This window comes from Streptomyces nogalater, from assembly GCF_039532885.1.
GTDB lineage: Bacteria > Actinomycetota > Actinomycetes > Streptomycetales > Streptomycetaceae > Streptomyces > Streptomyces nogalater.
Window position 1 is genome coordinate 374213 of sequence record NZ_BAAASM010000014.1, and the last position, 18562, is coordinate 392774.

Sequence of the window (18562 nt, forward strand, 5' to 3'; positions counted from 1 at the left end):
CCCTCCTCGCACCGGACCATAGGCGGCAACGGGGCCGGCGCCTTCGGTGACTCGCTCCCCGAAGGCGCCGGCCCGGCCGCCCCGCGCCCTCACTCCTTCGTCGGCGGTGTCTTCGGCAGGAGGAAGACCAGCAGGGCCGCGAGCGCGGCGACGGCGCAGGCCGTCAGGGATGTCAGCGCGAACGCGTGTCCCGCCGCGTGCACCTTGTCCCCCGAGGCGGCACCCGTCCGAAAGGCGTGGAAGAACACCGCTCCGACGACCGCCACCCCCAGCGCGGCACCGACCTGCTGAGCGGTGGACAGCGCTCCGGAGGCCATCCCCGCGGACCGCGGATCGACCCGCGCCAGGACCGTGTTGAGCAGCGGGGTGATCAGCAGTCCGCCCCCCACGCTCTGCAGCATCAGGGTCGGGATGACCAGCAGGGGCGTCAGACGCGGCCCGGACAGCAGGACCACGGCGGTCGTCAGATAGCCGGCCGTGAGGACGACCGCGCCGATCTCCAGTACGCGGCGGCCGTACTTGGGCACGAGCCGACCGGCGAGCAGACCGCACACGAAGAAGGTCACCGCCGCCGGCGCGTAGACCAGCCCCGCCCCGAGCGCCGACATGCCCAGCCCGTCCTGCATCGAGACGGACAGCGCCAGATAGTACGAGGTCAGCAGCGCGTACACGGCGATCACCAGGACGATGCCGAGCGAGAACGAGCGCTGCGCGAACAGTGACAGCTTCACCAGCGGCTCACCACCGCGCCGGTCGACCGCTCGCTCCAGTGCGACGAAGAGCGTGAACGCCACGGCGCCGGCCGCGAAACAGGCCCACGTCCACCAGGGCCGGCCCGCCTCCCGGCCCTGGATGAGCGGGTAGGTGAGCAGCAGCAGGGCCGCGCTGAGGACCAGCACACCGGGCACGTCGAGCTTGCGGGTGCGCTCCGCCCGCGACTCCGGTACGTGTGCGAGGGCCAGCACGATGGTGGCGATGCCGATGGGGATGTTCACCAGAACACCGACCGCCAGCCGGAGCCGAGCAGGTCAGCGCCGATCAGGAGGCCGCCGACCAGCTGGCCGCCGACCGGGGCCATCCCCATGACGACCCCGAGGACGCCGTAGACACGGTGCCGGTCGCGGGCCGGGACGGTCAGCGTGATGACCGCGAAGACCTGCGGCACCATCAGGGCCGCGCCGAGGCCCTGGACGATGCGGGCACCGATGAGCACGCCCGGTTCGCCGGCCACGGCACAGGCGAGGGAGGAGAGCGTGAAGACCGCCGTCCCGATGACGAAGACACGCTTGCGCCCGTAGAGATCGGCGAGCCGGCCTCCGGTGATCAGGACGACCGCGCAGCTCAACCGGTAACCGGCGAGGACCCATTGCAGCTCGCGTACGATCGTACGCTTACTTCAATCGACTTCCCCCACTTGGGGCGTCACTCCATCGCACGCCGTCGGCCCGAGGAGGGTTTCGATGACCGAGCGGAGGTACTTCTCCAGCTTGTCGTCCGGTGCCGACCGGAGCGCCGGGGGGCGGATCTCCGTGAGGACGAGGCTGGTGCCGAGCATCCAGGCGGCCAGGAGTTCCGCCCTCAGGTCGGCGTCGGGGCCACCGAGACGGGCCGCCAGGCGCGTGGAGAACACCTCGCTGAAATCGGCCCGCAGCCGCGCGACCGCCTCGTCCCGCCCGGAGGACCGCAGCACCGAGAGCACCGGGTGCGTGAAGTCCCCGTCCTTCGGCGCCCCCAGGAGCATGGCGCAGAGCCAGTCGGGTATCGCCTCCACCGGCTCCTGAAGCAGCGGCTCGAATATCTTGCCGGCGCCCGTCACATCGTTGAACAGCGCCTCCTTCGAGCCGAAGTAGCGGTAGACGAGAGCCGCGTCCACACCCACGTCGCCCGCGATGTCGCGCACACTGGTGCCCTCGTACCCGTACTTGCCGAACCGGAAGGCCGCGGCGGTCCTGAGCGCCGCGCGCGTGGCCGTGGCCGAGCGCCTCCGGGCGGGCCCGTCGGCCACCGCTTTCGACGCCTCGCCGTTCTGTACTCCCGTCACGTCACCCAACCTCCCTCATCAGGCGGCCCGCCCGCCAACGGCCCATGTTCCAGCCTGCGGCGGCTGGCTCAAAGTCACCGATCGTTGTCATCAATCGTTGACTTGCGTTCACTCCACGTGCCATACCTGGAACGGGTCAACGATTGATGACTTCACTTCTCTCTGTCCCAGGGCCGTACGACGGAGTCGGCCCGTTCCAGGTCACCCGCACGGCATCGGCGGCGCGCCCTCCCCGCGCGCCTCCGAGGCCGTCACGCGGGCCCCATCGACCGGAAATGGTGATCTTCTGTGCCTGCTCAACGCGTCGCCGTGGTCGGCACCGGTTACGTCGGACTGACCACTGGTGCCTGTCTCGCCTCTCTCGGCCACACGGTGGTGTGCGCGGACGCCGACCCTCGCAAGGTGGAACGGCTGCGCGAGGCCCGGGTGGACATCCTGGAACCCGGCCTGCCCGAGACCGTCCGGGACGCCCTGGAGGCGGGCCGGCTGGAGTTCACCGGCGACACCGCGGCGGCCGTCGCGGCGGCCGAGGTGGTCTTCCTGTGCCTGCCCACGCCCATGGGCGCGGGCGGCGCGGCCGATCTAGCCGCCGTGGAGGCCGTCGCGGAGCAGATACGCGACGTACTGCCGGCCGGCTGTGTCGTCGTCAACAAGTCGACCGTGCCCGTGGGTACCAGCGAGCGCGTCGCCGCACTGCTCGGGCGCGCGGACGTGGCCGTCGTGAGCAACCCCGAGTTCCTGCGCGAGGGCCGCGCCGTCCACGACTTCCTGCACCCCGACCGGATCGTGATCGGCGCCGCCGAACGGGATGCCGCCCGGCGGGTGGCCGACCTGTACGCCGCGCTGGACGCGCCGTTGGTGCTCACCGACCCGGCGAGCGCCGAACTGACCAAGTACGCGGCGAACTTCTTCCTCGCGATGAAGCTGTCCTTCGCCAACAACCTCGCCACCGCCTGCGAGCGGTTCGGCGCCGACATCGGCGATGTCACCGAGGGCATCGGGCGCGATCCGCGCATCGGCTCCTCCTTCCTGCTGCCCGGCCCCGGCTGGGGCGGCTCCTGCCTGCCGAAGGACACCCACGCCCTGCTCACCCTGTGCGAGCGGGCCGGGGTCGACTTCCCGCTGCTGCGTGCCACCATCGACACCAACGTCACCCATCAGCGCGGGCTCGTCGAACGTGTCGCCTCCGCCTGCGGGCGCGGCCCGGACGGCTCGCTGCACGGCGTACGGCTCGCCCTGTACGGGCTGACGTTCAAGGCCGGCACCTCCGACCTACGCGACTCCCCCGCGCTCGCCGTCGCCCGGCTGCTGCGCGAACGGGGTGCCGAACTCACGGCGTACGACCCGGCGTTGTGCGTAGAGCAGCCCGACCTGAGCGATCTGGCCGAGCTCGCCGACGACCCGGTGCGGGCGGCGGAGGGAGCCGCGGCCTGTGTCGTCCTCACCGAGTGGCCTCAGTTGCGCGACCTCGACTGGGCGGCGATCGCGGCGCGCATGTCCGGTCGCGAGGTCCACGACTTCCGGAACCTGCTGGACCCCGACCGGCTCGCCCGGGCCGGACTGAGCTGGCAGGGCATCGGACGCGCGAGCGCACCGGCGCGGGTGGCATGAGGCGGGAGCGGATGACCGGCGCCGCGACCGTCGACGTCTGACGCGCCGACCACCACCGTCGCCGCCGCGCCGAGCGCGCCGCGACGCACGCCCCACGACACACGCCCCACGACGCACGGCTCACGTCGCACTCACACGCGGCACGTCTCCGCGTATCCCGGACGGGTGCGGGGCAGCGTACCCGCGCCTGCCCATCCGGTCCGGGCCGGGTCTGTCCGTCCGGGCCGGGTCCCCTTCGTGCTCCGGCCGACCCTGCCCCCCCTTCGCCTGCCACCGCCGAAACTCCACGAGAGAAAGGCCCACACCCCATGCGAGTCCTGTGCACCACGCTCGGCAGTCCCTCGCACGGGCGAGCTCAACTGCCCCTGCTGCGCGCCCTCGCCAAAGCCGGACATCAGGTCCTGGTGGTCACCACCGAGGCCCTCGCCCCCGTGTTCCGCGACGACGACGTCGAAGTCCGCGCCGTCTTCACGCAGTTCGACCCGGTCGCCATGCTCGGCCCGCACCTGGGCGAACTCCAGGACGGCGCCGACCTGTCCCTGTCCTCGCCGGTGCTGATGCGACTGCTGATGCGGGCCCTGGCCGGGCCGGGCGTCAAGCCGCACCTGGACGTTCTCGCCCCGCTGGCCCGGGACTTCCGCCCCGATCTGATCCTGCGGGACGGCATGGACATGGGCGCGGTGCTCACCGCCGAGCAGCTGGGCGTGCCGCAGCTGCCGACGCCCTCGGGGTTCTCCAACATCATCGAGCCCGCGGAGGTGCTGCCCGGGCTCAACGACCGGCGCCGGGAGCTCGGGCTGCCCGAGCGGGACGATCCGCTGTCCTTCGTAGCACACGGCCGCGTCGACTACGTACCGCCCGCCTTGTCCTTCTCCCGGCACCTGCCGCCGACGCTGTCGTACCGGCAGACGGTGGACGTCGAGCGGCGCCAGGTGCTGCCCGGGTGGGCCGCCGAACTGCCCACCGACCGGCCCCTGGTGTACGCCGCGATCGGCACCGCCCTGCCGACGATGCGCGAGCACATGGGGGGCGGGGCCGGCCCGTTGCCGGTGAAGTTGCCCGAAGTCGCCGAGAGCCTGGCCGCGATCCTGGAGGCGGCGGCCGAGCTGGACGACTGCACGGTGGTCGTGTCGACCTCGGGGGTGCCGGTGGACACCGAGGGGCTGCCCGGGCACGTCCACGTGGCCGAGCGGGTGCCGCAGCCGCTGCTGCTGGAGTCGGTGGACCTGTTCGTCACCCACGGCGGCTTCAACAGTGTCCGCGAGGCCCTGCGCACCGGCACACCGCTGGCGGTGCTGCCGCACTTCGGGGACCAGTACACCAACGCCGAGCGGGTGGCGGAGCTGGGCCTGGGCGGTCACATCACCGACCGGGGCGCGCGAGGCATCGCCGACATGTGCCGGACGCTGCTCGCCGATCCGGCGCCCAGGGCGCGGATGCGGGCCGCCCAGCTGGCGATGCTGACGCTGCCGGACGTCGAGCAGGCGGTCGGCGACCTGGAGGGCATCGCCGGGTAGCTCCCGGGGCCACCGCACACGGGGGCCGTCCCCGCGGCACGGTCGCGGCCCCCGGCACCTCTCCCCCAGGCACCCACCCCGCTAGGACGACATGTGAAGCCCGAACGCCTCCCTCGGCACCTCGCCGGTGGTCGCTCCGGCACTCCTTGCGCAGCACCGCCTTCGACGCCTACCGCCGCAAGAAGGTGCCCTGGCACCAGACCCTGACCCGCTTCCGGACCTGGCACCTGACCAGCCGCTCGTATTGCTACGGCGAGGAGACGTGGGGCGTCGCTGCGCAGGGCGTGTACGCCCTGCGCCGTCAGACCACAGGGGGCGGTAGCGGTGTCTGGGCCTGGCCTGCGGCGTTCGTCGAACTCCGGGTCGCTCCTGCGACAGCCGCCATGTCGCCAGGATCGCTACGCCGTAGAACGAAGATTTTGACCAGGGCGAGCAGGCTCGGGCCGCAGAGGAGGGTGGACAGCCACCAGGACTCCGGAGCCACGTACACGCCGCTCCCGAGCATCGCCAAAGCGACCACCGCACCGACGACGAGTTCTGTCACGTGCCGACGGTGCGCGCGCTGCTGCTGCCGTTCTACCTGCTTCTGCTGCGCTGCCTCGCGTTGCATCTCCAGACGGACCATCTGCTCACGGTGCTCGCGGCGTAGTGACGGCTCCATCGCCGCCATGGCTGCCGCGAGGTGGGCAGCGTCCAATTCTTTCCACTGCATGGCCACTTGCAGCGCTGCGGAAATGACCGGGTCATTCTCCGGCCTGGGTTCGGCGGGCAGTTCGTCCGTCGTCACCGGTTTGCTCCCCCGTCACCGCTTGTCGCCGGGCTGGAGTCGTGTTCGAGGCCCTCCGGTGGGGGGCCGAGTCGCACGAACAGCCGAGCCAGGGTGTTGTTGATCGTCTCAGCCGTCTCCGCAGCAAGGTGCCGTCGCTGCTCTGGTGGCAGGTCTGCGTAGTAAGCCTCGGCGTCGTTGAACCGGTCGCCGTCCGGGTCCCGTTCTGCTGGCCTTCTCGTTGCCTCTCGGGCCGCCGCAGTGAGCAGGTCCACGAGAGCAGAAGCAGAGTGTGCCTCGCTCGTGTAGTACCCCATGCTCGACAGAATGCTGGCGTGTTCGGCCAAGACCCGGCGATAGAAGTCATACCGCGCTGCGATCGGAGCCCTGGACAGAATGGACAGGTGCCGCAGCTCGTCAACTGAGGAGGCAACAGTATCCGCCGCGCCAGGCCGAGCCCCGTCATGTGTCGCCGTCTCGGCCCCATCAGATGACGGCGGGTGAGCGGGTCCCGAGTTGTCCCGAACGGGGTGGCCGTACTCGCCGGGCTCCAGCACGCGCAGTCGTCTGATGGTGACCGGCTCGCCCCGCAGCTTCGCCCACGCCCGGACCGTCAGTGCGTGCAGTTTATTCAGCAGCACAGGCCTCGCCCCCTAGGCCACGGCAGATGTGGAACGTCGAGCTTACCGGCGTGTCCCTCGTCAAGGGGCGGTTTCCGGCGGGTTGGGTGGGAGGGGGAGGGGCGCGGTGGGCAGGCCAGGCTGCTCAGGGACGACCGGCGGCATACATCGGACGGCCCAGGGAAGATGGCGCGGCGGTGGCGGCCTCCAGCCGGGCCAAGCGTTCGCTGGTTGTGCTCGATGCCTGCTACTCAGGACGCGCGTTGGATGTATGGGGCCTTACACGGGCATGCAAGAAGCCCCCAGTACCTACCTTCTCGCCTTCACTGGAGCGCGGAGTGCGTCCTTCGTCGGCAGCGATTGCACTTGCCCGCAACCACGCCCTGGACCCGCCACAAGGGGATCTTCCTTGGGGACGCCTGCCTCGCCGTCGGGCTGACTGGTCGAACCGCTATCACCACCTGCGGGAAGTAACCCGCGACGGCGTCCTCACCCACGCCAAGAGACTGCACGGTCACCAGCGGCGTGACCAATTCGTCCTGCTGCGCTCGTTGTTCATCTGGGCCACGGCACCGGCTGGCCTTCCGCAAACCCACCAGCCGCATCAAGGTCGGACAGAACGAGTACACCGCGCTCCGACCGTTCCTTCCGGAGCAGGCCGAGAGCTCCGTCGCGGCGGCCACCACCCCGGCGGCACGGCTCGTCCTTGCGCTCGCGGCGGTTCACGCCGCCCAGGTCGCCCAGATCGCCGACCTCGTGCTCGACGACGTCGACCTCGGCAACCGCCGGCTGACCATCGCCGGACGCGCCCGGCCTCTTGACGACCTCACCCTGAAACTCCTGACGGACCGGCTGGGCCACCGGCGCTGCCGGTGGCCCGACACCGCGAACCTCCACCTGCTGATCAACAACCAGACCGCCAACACCACCAGCCGAGCCGGCAACCACCGGATCAGCGCGCCGATGCGCAGCCAGGACGCCGCCCTGGAGCGGCTCCGCGTCGACCGGCAGCTTGAAGAGGCTGGTCCACGGCCCTGACCCACTCCACCTTGCCGAGGTCTCCGGCCTCGACGAGAAGAGCTGAAGCAGGCCGCCGAGCAGCAATCGCCGTGAAACCCGCTCGACTTGGTCACCTCCTTGGAGAGATCTTTAGGCATGGAGTTCTTCTGCTACCACCGTGACCGGCCCGCCTCCCTGCCACTGCGCTACGAGCTACAGGAAGAGCATTGGTCCTACATGGACCAGTACGCGAAGGAGATGATCGCCCGGGGCCCAACTCTCGCCGACGACGGCGAGACACCCACCGGAAGCGTGCACATCCTCGACCTGCCCGATCCTGCCGCCGCCCGCAGGTTCGCCTTCGACGAGCCCAACTACCAGGCCGGCGTCTACCGGGACGTGTTGCTACGACGGTGGAGCAACACGCTGGGGCGCACCATGTGGGACTTCTCCGGCGGCCGGACCGGCGGCAACCGGTACCTGGTGCTCGGCCTCGGCACGGGACAGGCCGCCGACCTCGCGGTGCCGTCGGACCGGAACGAGCTGATCGCCTACGGACCGCTGCTGTCCGACAACGGCGCCACCTGGCTGGGCACCGCGGCGCTGGTCCGAGCGCCGGACCCGGACACAGCACGCACCATCCTGACCCCGGACCGGTACGCCGACATCGGGGTGCACAACTGGCAGTTCGGCGGACGCCCGTCCTAGTCCCGCATGAGGCAACGTTCGCCCTGGGCCGTCTGCGACGATGACGCCATGGACGAAGACGTCATTCCCATTCTTCGCGTCGAGGACGCGGCGGCGGCGGTCGCCTGGTACGAGCGACTGGGCTTCGCCAAGCAGTGGGAACACCGCTTTGAACCGGGACTTCCCGCGTTCGTCGAGGTCGCCCGGGGCGGGGTGCGGTTGTTCTTGTCGGGACACAAGTTGGACGCCCGCCCCGACACTCTGGTCTACCTCCGCGTTCGTGATGTCGAGGCCATCGCCTCCGAGTTCGGTGTGCAGACGAAGGATGCTCCGTGGGCGTGTGAGATCGAGCTGCGCGACCCTGACGGCAACCGGCTGCGGATCGGCACGCCGACGGAATGACCGTCGTCGGCAGCACGTGGCAGGGAAGCTGTGCTGGTGGCTGAGCGAGTACGCGTCCGCGAGATCGATGACGGCGAGGGACTGCGCCTGCCGAGGATCATCCGCCGGGGCGGCGGGTCGGTGGTGACCTGGCGACGGGCGCAGGTGGTGTTGCTGTCCGCACAGTGCATGCCCGTGGCGAAGATCGCCGAAGTGACGTTCACCAGCACGGGCCGGGTCCGGGATGTGATCCACAACTTCGACGCCGACGGCTTCGACTCCCTCTACCCGAAGTGCAAAGGCGGTCGGCCCAGGACGTTCACCCTGCCCGAGCGGCGCGAGATCAGGAAGATCGCCAAGTCCGGGCCGACCGAGCACGGTCTGCCGTTCTAGACCTGGTCGCATCGCGATCGTGCTCGACGACTACTTCCCACACCTGACCACGAAAAAGGACACCCGGGTCGGCGACTGGGCCGCGGCCAACAACGTCGAGCTCACCTACACGCCGACGAACAGCTCGTGGCTGAACCGCGTCGAAGCCCAGTTCACCGCCCTGCGCTACTTCGCTCTGGACGGCACCGACCATGCCGGCCACACAAAGCAGGGCAGCATGATCCGCCGCTACATCATCTGGCGAAACCGTCACGCCGCCGAGCAACGGCTACGAGCCGTGGTCGACAGGGCGAACGTTGCCTGATGCGGCCACGCGGTGCCCGACCCGTCCCCGCAGCAGCACCTCGAAGCCCGCCCGCAGGTCCTGCTTCAGATCGGCCAGGGCCTCGAAACCGACGTGCACCCGGATCAGGGGCCCCCTCCCCGCCCATGTGCCGGGCAGCCGGTGGGAGACGGGATCGGCGGGCACGATCAGGCTCTCGTAGCCGCCGTAGCTGTGGCCGAGACCGAACAGGCGCAGCCGGTCCAGCATCGCGTCGATATCCGGTTTGCCGAAGCCCGGGTCGAGCTCCACCCCGAACAGGCCGGCCGCGCCCGTGAAGTCCCGGCGCCACAGATCGTGGCCGGGATCCCCGGGCAGCCCCGGGTGCAGGACCGCCGCCACGCCCTCCTGCCCGGCGAGCCAGCGGGCCAGTTCCAGGCCTTGCTCCTGGTGGCGGGCCAGACGCACGTCGAGGGTGCGCAGCCCGCGCAGGCCCAGATAGACGTCGTCGGCCCCCGCACACTGGCCGAGGCGCATCGCCGCGCCCCGGACGAGCGGGTAACTCTCCTCGGTGCAGACGACCGCGCCGAGGATGCTGTCCGCGTGCCCCGTCAGGTACTTGGTCGCGGAGTGCACCACCGCGTCCACGCCCGCGCCCAGGGCCAGCGGGCGGTGGAACGCCGGTGTGGCCCAGGTGTTGTCGGCGACGGTGGCCACCCCGTGCGCCCGGCAGACGGCGGTGATCGCCGGGATGTCCTGCACCTCGAAGGTGGTGGAACCCGGGGACTCGAAGTACAGCAGCCTCGTCCGCGGGCGGATCAGCCGGGCGACGGCGGCACCGTCCGCGGTCGGGCGGTAGTACTCGGTCTCCACACCCAGCGCGGCGAGCGAGTCGCAGAACCTCCGGGTCGGCAGGTACACGGAGTCGCTGACCAGGATGTGGTCGCCTGCCTGGACGTACGCGAGGATCGTCGTGGTGATCGCGGAGAGGCCGGAGCAGGTCACCACCGCGGCGTGGCCGCCCTCCAGCTCGGTCAGCGCCTCCTCGAAGGCGCGGCTGGTGGGCGTGCCGAACCGGCCGTAGACGGGGCCGCCCCGTTTGAGCGGGTCGGCCTGGGAGGCGTCCATCTCGGCCACGTCCCGGTAGAGGACCGTGGAGGCGTGGTGCACGGGCGGGTTGACGTAGCCGCCCTGCCGGCGCGGGTCCGCGCCGGCGTGCACGTATCGTGTCTCCGGCGCGTCGACGGGCTCGTTCACCGGCCCACCGCCGGTTCGGGCAGCGGCGGTTCAGCGACCGCCGTCCGCCGGTTGTGGCCCAGCGTCAGGGCGAGCAGTGCCGCGACCGCGCACTGCGCCGCTACCACCAGCCAGAACGCGCCCAGCCAGCCGCCTGACTTGTAGTGGGCGAAGACGAAACCGCCGACGACACCGGCCAGGAGCCCGCCGACACCGCCCGTGAGCCGCTGCACACCGAAGGCGAACGCCGCGTTGCGGGGCAGGAGTTCGACCAGTTCCAGGTCGCAGCGCAGGAAGAGGAAGATCTCGCCCATGGTGAACAGTGCGGTGCCGGCCAGCAGGGCCGGGGTGCCGCCAACCGCCATGACCGCCATGCTGGCCGCCATCACCGCGAACGAACCGGCCATCAGCAGCCGGTAGTCGGCCCTCGCGATACGGTCGGCCAGCACCGGCTGGAGCACCACCACCATGGCGCAGTTGAGCAGCATCACCCAGCCCAGCGCCTGGATGTCGGACACCCCGGCCGCGTACAGGCCGATGAAGCTCTGGAAGAAGAAGTACAGGTAGTAGGCGAGCGCGGTGAACAGCACCGGGCGCAATGCCCCCCGCAGCGCCGCCCGCTTCCCGGCGAGCCCCTCCGCCTCGGCCGTTCCCGGCGCCGCGGCCGGCCGGCGCTCGACCGGTTTCAGGGTGGTCTGGTGGGCCACGGTGATCAGTGCGAAGAGCCCGGCCAGCCCGATGAGCAGTGCCATCGGGTCTGCGTCGACCAGCAGCGCGGCCAGCAACGGGCCCAGGCCCATACCGGCGTTGAGCGCGGCACTGCTCACCCCGAGGAACAGCGGGCGCAGTTCGTTGGAGACGCTGGTGACGATGTACGCCTTGTTCGCCGGGAGGTACAGCGCCGGACCGCCGGCCACGAGGACGACGGCCGGATACGCCACCCACGGCACCTGGACGGCCACCCCGAGCAGCACCAGACCGGCCGTGCGCAGGGTCAGCGCGAACACCATGGTCCGCTTGAGCCCGAGCCGGTCCACGACCGCGCCGCCCAGGATGCTGCCGCCGAACTGGATGAACGTGGCCACCGCCACCAGCACCCCGGCCATCCGGACGTCCAGGTGGACGGCCTCGACCATGAGCACCCCGATGAACGGGGTGACCATGTAACTGCCCAGCGCGACGACGAACGACAAGGCGATCAGGGCCTTCAGCGCGGCCGGCAGCGCGGTGAACGTCCGGTACTTGGCGGCGAGTCCGCCGCCGGCGCGCCCCCCGCTCACGGTGAATCGCTCCCGCCGGTGGCCACCGGACGCTTCGAGGGCAGGCCCCACTCGCTCCACGAGCCGTCGTACACCGCGAGTTCGCGGTAGCCGGCCAGGGTGGCGCCGAGCGCGAGGACGCAGGCGGTGACTCCGGAGCCGCAGCTGAAGTACAGCTGCTCCCGGTCCCCGGCCGCCGCCTTGAACGCCGTACGCAGCTCCTCCGCCGGACGCATCACGCCGCCGTCGCGCTGGAGTTCACCGAAGGGCAGGCTGACGGAGCCGGGCATGTGGCCGCCGCGCAGACCCGGGCGGGGCTCGGGGGCGGTGCCCGCGTAGCGTTCCCGGGTGCGTGCGTCGAGCACCGCGGCACGCGGGTCGGCGAGGGCGGCGGCGACGGTGTCGGCGTCCACGATCAGCCCGGGCCGGGGCCGGGCCGTGAACGTGCCGCGCGGGCCGTCGTACGCGGCGGGCTCGTCCTCGACCGGGTGGCCGGCCGCGGTCCAGGCGGGCAGTCCGCCGTCCAGCACGGCGACCCGGTCGAAGCCCATGGCGCGCAGCATCCACCAGGCGCGGGCGCTGGAGTAGACGCCCTGGGCGTCGTAGACGACGACCGTGTCGGTGTCGTGCAGGCCGAGCGCGCGCAGCGCCTCGGTGAACTCCGCGGCGCCGGGCATGGTGTGCGGCACCGCGCTGGTGTGGTCGGACAGGTCCCCGTCCAGGTCGAAGGGACGGGCCCCGGGGATGCGCGCGGCGGCGCCCCGGCGGGCGCCGACGGAGGCGTCGAAGAGGACCAGGCCCTCCCCGAGCCGCCCGGCCACCCAGTCGGCGTCCACCAGCGGCCCGGCCGGCTCGACGATGGTGTGCTCAGGGGGCGTTGTGGCGCTCACGCGGTACCTCCGCAGGACTGGGCGGGCCGCCACCGGGAGTTGTCGGAGAACCAGCCCGCCACGTGTTCGAGATTGGCGGCCACATCCTCCTCGCTGTCCCCGTCGACCACATAACCGGCCAGGAACAAGCCGGACTTCACCCCGCCGTGGAACTCCTGGCCGACACTCCCGGTGAACATCACCTCGCGGACACACCCGGGCTGCTCGGCCGTCGCGGTGGGCAGCTGCTCCAGCACCCCGTTCTGCGGCGGGATGCACAGCGCGCCGGCGGGCCGGTACTCCGGGGTGCCCAGCGACGAGGGCAGACCGCACTCGGCGTACAGCCACTCCTTGTCCAGGTCGATCCCGAAGGCGTGCCGGACCATCGCGCTGATCATGCCGCCACCGGTACGGCTGGCGATCTCGCAGAAGACCAGCCGGTCGTCCGGCGTGATCCAGAACTCGGCGTGGAAGGCGGTCCGGGGCGGCGTCGGCAGCTCGGCCAGCACCGCCCGTGTCGCCTTGACCAGCCGGTCGTACAGCGGGTCCTCGCGGGTGAGCGGCAGGTTGGCCACCCAGTCGTTGCTGCGGAAGGACAGGCAGTCGTTGAGATAGCGGAAGGGGTGGACGAAGACGACCTCGCCGCCGGCCACCAGCCCGTCCACGTGGTACATCTGCCCGGGTACGAACACCTCGATCTCACTGCTCCCCCGCCACGGGCTGGCCAGGTAGGCGTCCAGTTCCGCCTCGTCGCGGATGATCGCCGCGCCCAGCGAGCCCGACTCGGACACCGGCTTGATCACGACCGGGTAGCCGTGCTCGGCAATGAAGCCCAGGGCGGTGTAGGCCGAGTCGAGCCGGCGGTAGGCCGGCACGTCGACGGGGCCGCCCGCGAGGTGGTCCTTCATCACGACCTTGTCGCGGAAGGCCAGCGCGCTCGCGGTGTGCTGGCCCGGCAGTCCGAGCAGCTCCCGCAGCTGGGCGGCGCGCACGACGTCGGCCTCGGCACGGGCGAAGACCGCCTCGACCGCGAACTCGCGGCCCAGCCGCAGCGCGGTCTTCTCGACCAGCTGGTTGGTGTCGTACGCGTCGAAAGCGTGCACGTGCGGGAGGTGGGAGTAGTCCTCCGCGTACTCCCGCGCGGTCACGATGACCGGGACGATTCCCGAGCCGGCCAGCCACTGGTCGTACGGGGTCTTGGCGTAGGGCGTCTTGGCGAAGACGAGGATGTGGCGCATGGCGGGGTCTTTCTCTCGGTTCAGGACGCGGAGTCGGTGAGGAGCGGCAACCGGCGCCGCTCCGGGACCCGGGAGATCAGGCCGAGTTCCTCGGACAGCTCGGTGGCGAAGCATCCGTCCTTGTACGTGCCGGCGAGCCGCTTGGCGGTGAACGCCTCGATCCCGTCGTGATCGAACTCCACGTCGTACGTGGTGACGTCGCCCGTGACGGTGCGGGTCAGGATGCCGAGGTGCGGCTCGAAGGTGTTGACGCAGCCGACGATGTCTCCGATCTTCTCGCGGCGGCCCTCCGGCCCCTCCGAAAGCACCTCCTCCTGGGCGGGAATGGCGGCGAAGAGCTGACGGCCGGCCCGGCACCAGCCGACGTGGCCGGGAAAGCCCATGGCCTTGATGCCGAAGGTGCCGAAGTCCTCGCTGACGCCCAGCTGGAAGTTCAGCGGGACCGTCTCGTGCAGCCACTTGAAGTCGCGGTAGGCCTGCTCGACCTCCTCGCGGCTCAGACGCAGTTCGGGGTGGCGGTTGCCGTGGTCGGTGAAGTTGTTGAACCGGACGGTGGCCACGCCCAGCTTGTTGAAGTAGTGGGCGTAGCGCTCCAGCGAGGTGCGGCCGTGGTTGTGGCGGCCGATGGTGACACCGATGTTGACGCGGAAGGCGTCCTCGGGGGCGATGCCCTCGTTGTACTCGGCGATCCGGCGCAGCACCTCCTCGGTGTCCGCGCCCGAGAAGACGCCCTTGATGGGGTAGGTCCTGTGGTTCCTGACGCGGAGGTTGTCGTCGATCACGCCGTGGTAGGTGATGGAGATGGTGCCGTAGCCGTTCTCCACCGCCCGGTCGAGGAGTTCCCGCCAGTTGTCGGCGAGCAGCGGGCGGCCGCTGGTCCAGGCGTCGCCCTTCTCCATGGTGGCGGTCGGCGTGTGATCCAACTCCTGCCGGAACTCACGGTTGTTGGCCGGGCCGTACAGGTTCATGAACTCGCCGTCGTAGGCGAAGCTGTCCACGTAGCGCGGGTAGACGTGGTACCCGTGCGACCGCAGGCCCTCCAGGATGCGGGGGCCCTCCTCCATGGCGAAGGACTTGTCGTAGACCTTCTCGTAGTTGACGAACCAGCAGTGCGCGCACTTCTGGCCGCAGGTGTTCTTGCCGACCTTGGTGTCGAGGTCGAGGTAGATGTGGATGTCGTCGGGCTTGATGTCCTTGAAGGGCGTGGAGAACGGGATATCACCGTGGAAATCGTAGGAAATCGGCGCGTTCTGGACGGACATGTGGCCCCCGATGCGGTGTTCGTCGTCTGGAAGGAGACAAGGAGACGGGAAGGAAGGGCGGAACCGGCGTTGCCGGGAGGGGCGGGGAGCCGCGGCGCGGCTCCCCGTCATAGATGAGGCTCGGGCGCGGTGGTGACCACCGGGCGGGCGGTGAGTTCCGCGACGGCCGCCGTGCAGGCGTCGGTGCCGGCCGCGGTCAGGACGGCCATGCCCAGCCGGTCGGCGGAAGAGCGCAGCGGGCGCACCTCGTCCCCTGGCCGGACGGTGAGGTCCCAGGCGTGCACCCGTCCCTGCCTGAGGGCGGGCGGCGGCGCGACGGCCGTCACGCGTCCGGGCGGGGCGGTGAGGAAGACAGTGGCGGCCGCGGCGGCCGCGGCGGGGCCCCGCCGGATCCCGTCGCCGATCGCCCAGCCGATGGCGGCGCGCCGCCACTCGACCCCGGTGGTGAGCTGGACCAGGTCCGCGATGCCGTCGCCGCCGAGCCGGGTGTGGGTCTCGATCACGACGATCTTGTCGCCGTCGACCATGACCTCGGTGTGGCTGGGACCGTCGGTGAGCCCGAGGGCGTCGAGCAGTTCGCCGACCGCCCGGGCGACCAGCTCCTGGCGGCGCGGGTCCAGGGAGGGCGGCGGCATCATATGGCTGACCTCGACGAAGCCGTCCGTGGTGCCCTTCTCGGCGATGCCGATGACGGTGTGCCGCCCGCCCGCGGAGAGGGCCTCGACACTGAACTCCCGACCCTCGGCGAACTGTTCGAACAGGGTGGCGGCCGTACGGCGGTCCGCCGGGAGCGCGTCGGCGCTCTCCACCAGGGCGATGGAGGCACTGCCGACCCCGTCGACCGGCTTGGCCACGACCCGGCCGTGGACGGCGAACAGCCGGTCCACCGCCGCCGTGTCGTCGCCGGCGGCGAAGGCCGGGTTCAGATGCGGTGCCTCGCGCTCCAGGATCCGCCGCATGGCGAGTTTGTCGCGGGTGGCGTGCACCACGGCCGGGTCGACTCCGGTGACACCGAGCAGGCGGGCGGCCAGCGCGGCCGGCTCCAGGCCGAACTCGGTGAGCGAGACGACGGCGGCGGGCCGCAGGGGACGCAGCACCTCGTCGGTGAAGGTCAGGAAGGCGGGCAGGTCCCGGAAGTCGGTCGTCAGCACCCGGGTGCCCGGGTCGAGGGCAGGTGCGCCGGGCAGCTGTACGTGGACCGATTCGCCGGGCAGGGACGCCGCCGCCCTCGCCACGGTCGGGTTGGCGCCGACGATCACCAGAGTGGAGACGTCGTCCGTGTTCCCCGGACAGTCCTCGTCCGGACCCCCCGCGTTCACTGCGTCCACTTTCCCTCCCCGTCCCGCGCCGATCGCTCGTTCGGCCGACGCGGCGAGCAAGACAATCGCAAGCGCGCTCGGAGGATGTCAACAGGATCACGCACCGTGACCATCGCGCCCGCCGACCGGGCCTGACCTGGCATCGGCCGTCCCTACAAGGGACGCTTCACGCGTTGTACGGCCGGCCGGCGGTTCCCGTCGGCCCGCGCGCGGACGCCCCCCGTCACGTCATTCCGGCCAACTTTCCGGCCACTACGACACACTCCGTTCATAAAACCCCAGCATGACGTGCGCAACGTCGGTGGTTTCCGGTCAATCGCCGGGCCGGAGCGACGACGATCCGGGGGAAGCGGACCGTTCCCGGCGAGGTCGGAGCGGCACCGGGGCCACGCCCGGCACGGGCGGCGGGGTTCTCCCGCACCCCGGACACGGGGTGGCACGGCGCCACCGGCCAGCGGCCGCGGCGTCCGCCCGGTCGGACCACCGCAGCCGTGCGGCCGGCCGGGCCACCTCGGCGTACAGCGGATCGTCTACTGGTAGGCGGGCCCCTCACCGCAGGAGCGGCGTTTCCGCTTCTGCCGCCGCAGGCCTGGAAACAGGTCGTGGAGTGTTCTGTGATGAGGGCTACACCTTCGACGTTCGTCCGCGGGCCGGGACGACGGAGGCCGAATTGACGGAGGAGCCGCCAGGACTTGAGGGTGGCGACGACGTGGCGCAGGCGCACTGTTCGGCGAGGACGGTACCCCGTATGAACCGCCTCGGATCGTGGCCGTCTCAGCTACGGGCGGTGAATCCCTGGCGCAGGTCGAGGTAGCGGCGTAGCCGGACGCCGGGCTCTGCCGGGTCCCGCGTCGTACGCTCCGCTGTCGCTGTCGCCCACCAGCCGACGAGCATCTGCTGGAAGGCAAGGGCGGTTGCGTCGTCGGCGGCCGCGACATCGACCACAACAAGCCCTGGCTCCCTCACCTGCGTCCGGCACGATTCACCCAGTCGGGTGCGGCTGACACCGACCTGTCCCAGCTCGGTGGGTCCTCGTCGCGGACCAGCGCGCAGCCGTCGGCCGCAGTCACCTGACCTGCGGGTCTGCGAGGAGAACAACTCGATCGGCATCGACGTCGAAGCCGAGCACCGGATGGCCGCAGTCACCTTCCGGCTCCATCAGCACCGGCTTGCCCAGCCGCCGCCCGATCTCCCGCAAGAAGTCGCAGAACACATCAAGTCGCTCCTGGCCCTGCAACTCACGCAGGTCGATATCAAAGTCGACTTCATCATCGGCATGGAAACGGAAGATCGCCAACACATCCGCAGCCGGCCAGACCCGCAGGTCCGGGCACTCGGCATTCGCCGGACGGGACAGCACGGCCTCCGCCCGAGGCACCGGAAGCGCCCTCTCCCCTACGGAGTACCGGCACTTCCAGCCCTTCTCCACGACAAGATCGAGGACCGCCTGCCAGTCCTCCACCGAGGCGTCCGGGACACGCACGTCCGGCAACGACCCCATCAAGTCCGGGTCGAAGAAGCACTTCACGTCATCCCACAGCAGATCAGCCACCCCGCCATGCTGCCCCGGCTCACCAACCCGACGCACCCCCGTTTCCCTTGACCAAAGACATAGGGGCACCCCCCGCAGGTACGGCACTGCCTATGCCCGCGCCGCGCCGACGACAACCTCGCCCCGCTCTGGACCTGCCCCACCCGCGAACAGGAGCCCACCCGATGAAGCGCCCCTCCTTCTTCCGCCGCTGCGGCCACCGCCCCGGCGCCCCCACCCCCGAGGACCAGGCCGCCCTCGACACCGTCCGCACGACCCGGCCACGCACAGGACATCGCCGTACGCGTCGGCCCGTTCATCGAGCGCGCACACCCCGGCCCGGCGACGACCACGTCCCCGACATGATTTCCCTCGCCCTGGTCCACCCCGGGCACCCCCGGCCCCGCCGCCTACCTCCACAGTCGCCAGCTCGGCTACACGAGCCGTGGCTGGCTACGCTGGCAGACGACATCGGCATGGACCCCGTCAGCGACCGCCACCTGTTCGCCGACCCGTACGAGGCCGACGTCGTCGAGCTCCTGGAAACTACCGCCGCGCAAGGGAGCGCGTG

Annotated in this window: 18 protein-coding genes and 1 pseudogene; 6 read left to right on the forward strand and 13 right to left on the reverse strand. The window is 70.9% G+C overall.

Features of this window, described 5'->3' with window-relative positions:
- Positions 1 to 89 precede the first annotated feature (89 nt).
- The 3 genes from ABD350_RS13570 to ABD350_RS13580 are packed head-to-tail and all read right to left on the reverse strand — an operon-like array spanning position 90 to position 2041.
- A complete protein-coding gene (locus ABD350_RS13570) occupies positions 90 to 995 on the reverse strand; it encodes an MFS transporter (RefSeq protein WP_344348222.1) in 906 nt (301 codons plus the stop codon).
- Positions 992 to 1345 carry an MFS transporter gene (locus ABD350_RS13575; RefSeq protein ID WP_344348223.1) on the reverse strand — a complete coding sequence of 118 codons (354 nt, stop codon included), beginning with the start codon at positions 1343 to 1345 and terminating at the stop codon, positions 992 to 994. The genes ABD350_RS13570 and ABD350_RS13575 overlap by 4 nt, the downstream gene beginning before the upstream one ends.
- A gap of 51 nt (positions 1346 to 1396) precedes the next feature.
- Positions 1397 to 2041: a TetR/AcrR family transcriptional regulator gene (locus ABD350_RS13580; protein WP_344348224.1), complete on the reverse strand. Its 645-nt coding sequence runs from the start codon at positions 2039 to 2041 to the stop codon at positions 1397 to 1399.
- A 288-nt stretch (positions 2042 to 2329) separates the two neighbouring features.
- On the opposite strand from ABD350_RS13580, the gene ABD350_RS13585 reads away from it, so the two are divergent.
- Positions 2330 to 3652: a UDP-glucose dehydrogenase family protein gene (locus tag ABD350_RS13585; RefSeq protein WP_344348225.1), complete on the forward strand. Its 1323-nt coding sequence runs from the start codon at positions 2330 to 2332 to the stop codon at positions 3650 to 3652.
- Between the two features lie 308 nt (positions 3653 to 3960).
- Positions 3961 to 5169, forward strand: a complete 1209-nt coding sequence (locus tag ABD350_RS13590) for a glycosyltransferase (protein ID WP_344348226.1) — start codon at positions 3961 to 3963, stop codon at positions 5167 to 5169.
- Between the two features lie 301 nt (positions 5170 to 5470).
- Here ABD350_RS13590 and ABD350_RS13595 read toward each other — a convergent pair whose 3' ends face one another.
- Both ABD350_RS13595 and ABD350_RS13600 read right to left on the reverse strand, forming a co-directional pair.
- Positions 5471 to 5956, reverse strand: a complete 486-nt coding sequence (locus ABD350_RS13595) for a hypothetical protein (RefSeq protein WP_344348227.1) — start codon at positions 5954 to 5956, stop codon at positions 5471 to 5473.
- Positions 5953 to 6282, reverse strand: a complete 330-nt coding sequence (locus ABD350_RS13600; RefSeq protein WP_344348228.1) for a hypothetical protein — start codon at positions 6280 to 6282, stop codon at positions 5953 to 5955. The genes ABD350_RS13595 and ABD350_RS13600 overlap by 4 nt, the downstream gene beginning before the upstream one ends.
- Before the next feature lie 798 nt (positions 6283 to 7080).
- On the opposite strand from ABD350_RS13600, the gene ABD350_RS13605 reads away from it, so the two are divergent.
- The 4 genes and pseudogenes from ABD350_RS13605 (at position 7081) to ABD350_RS13620 (ending at position 9319) form a co-directional block, all read left to right on the forward strand.
- Complete coding sequence (locus ABD350_RS13605; protein ID WP_344348229.1) at positions 7081 to 7593, forward strand: hypothetical protein; 513 nt, start codon at positions 7081 to 7083, stop codon at positions 7591 to 7593.
- A 117-nt stretch (positions 7594 to 7710) separates the two neighbouring features.
- Positions 7711 to 8262 carry a YciI family protein gene (locus ABD350_RS13610; RefSeq protein ID WP_344348279.1) on the forward strand — a complete coding sequence of 184 codons (552 nt, stop codon included), beginning with the start codon at positions 7711 to 7713 and terminating at the stop codon, positions 8260 to 8262.
- Between the two features lie 48 nt (positions 8263 to 8310).
- Entirely contained in the window at positions 8311 to 8643 is a 333-nt protein-coding gene (locus ABD350_RS13615; protein WP_344348230.1) for a glyoxalase superfamily protein, read from the forward strand.
- A gap of 36 nt (positions 8644 to 8679) precedes the next feature.
- Positions 8680 to 9319, forward strand: a pseudogene (locus tag ABD350_RS13620) (helix-turn-helix domain-containing protein).
- Here the strand turns inward: ABD350_RS13620 and metC are convergent.
- From metC to ABD350_RS13660, 8 genes are all read right to left on the reverse strand, one after another.
- On the reverse strand, positions 9284 to 10534 hold the full coding sequence (metC, locus tag ABD350_RS13625) for a cystathionine beta-lyase (protein ID WP_344348231.1): 1251 nt from the start codon (positions 10532 to 10534) through the stop codon (positions 9284 to 9286). The pseudogene ABD350_RS13620 and the gene metC sit on opposite strands and share 36 nt — an antisense overlap.
- Positions 10531 to 11793 carry an MFS transporter gene (locus ABD350_RS13630; RefSeq protein WP_344348232.1) on the reverse strand — a complete coding sequence of 421 codons (1263 nt, stop codon included), beginning with the start codon at positions 11791 to 11793 and terminating at the stop codon, positions 10531 to 10533. The genes metC and ABD350_RS13630 overlap by 4 nt, the downstream gene beginning before the upstream one ends.
- Positions 11790 to 12662 carry a sulfurtransferase gene (locus ABD350_RS13635; RefSeq protein ID WP_344348233.1) on the reverse strand — a complete coding sequence of 291 codons (873 nt, stop codon included), beginning with the start codon at positions 12660 to 12662 and terminating at the stop codon, positions 11790 to 11792. The genes ABD350_RS13630 and ABD350_RS13635 overlap by 4 nt, the downstream gene beginning before the upstream one ends.
- Positions 12659 to 13879 (reverse strand): ATP-grasp domain-containing protein, encoded by a 1221-nt coding sequence (locus tag ABD350_RS13640; RefSeq protein ID WP_344348234.1) that lies wholly within the window; start codon positions 13877 to 13879, stop codon positions 12659 to 12661. The genes ABD350_RS13635 and ABD350_RS13640 overlap by 4 nt, the downstream gene beginning before the upstream one ends.
- 20 nt (positions 13880 to 13899) lie before the next feature.
- Positions 13900 to 15141 (reverse strand): radical SAM protein, encoded by a 1242-nt coding sequence (locus ABD350_RS13645; RefSeq protein ID WP_344348235.1) that lies wholly within the window; start codon positions 15139 to 15141, stop codon positions 13900 to 13902.
- 107 nt (positions 15142 to 15248) lie between these two features.
- Positions 15249 to 16469, reverse strand: a complete 1221-nt coding sequence (locus tag ABD350_RS13650; protein WP_344348236.1) for an ATP-grasp domain-containing protein — start codon at positions 16467 to 16469, stop codon at positions 15249 to 15251.
- Positions 16470 to 17234: 765 nt separating this feature from the next.
- Positions 17235 to 17570 carry a DUF6207 family protein gene (locus tag ABD350_RS13655; protein WP_344348237.1) on the reverse strand — a complete coding sequence of 112 codons (336 nt, stop codon included), beginning with the start codon at positions 17568 to 17570 and terminating at the stop codon, positions 17235 to 17237.
- Positions 17527 to 18012, reverse strand: a complete 486-nt coding sequence (locus tag ABD350_RS13660; RefSeq protein ID WP_344348238.1) for a hypothetical protein — start codon at positions 18010 to 18012, stop codon at positions 17527 to 17529. Before ABD350_RS13660 ends, ABD350_RS13655 begins: the two co-directional genes overlap by 44 nt.
- Positions 18013 to 18562: the final 550 nt, after the last annotated feature.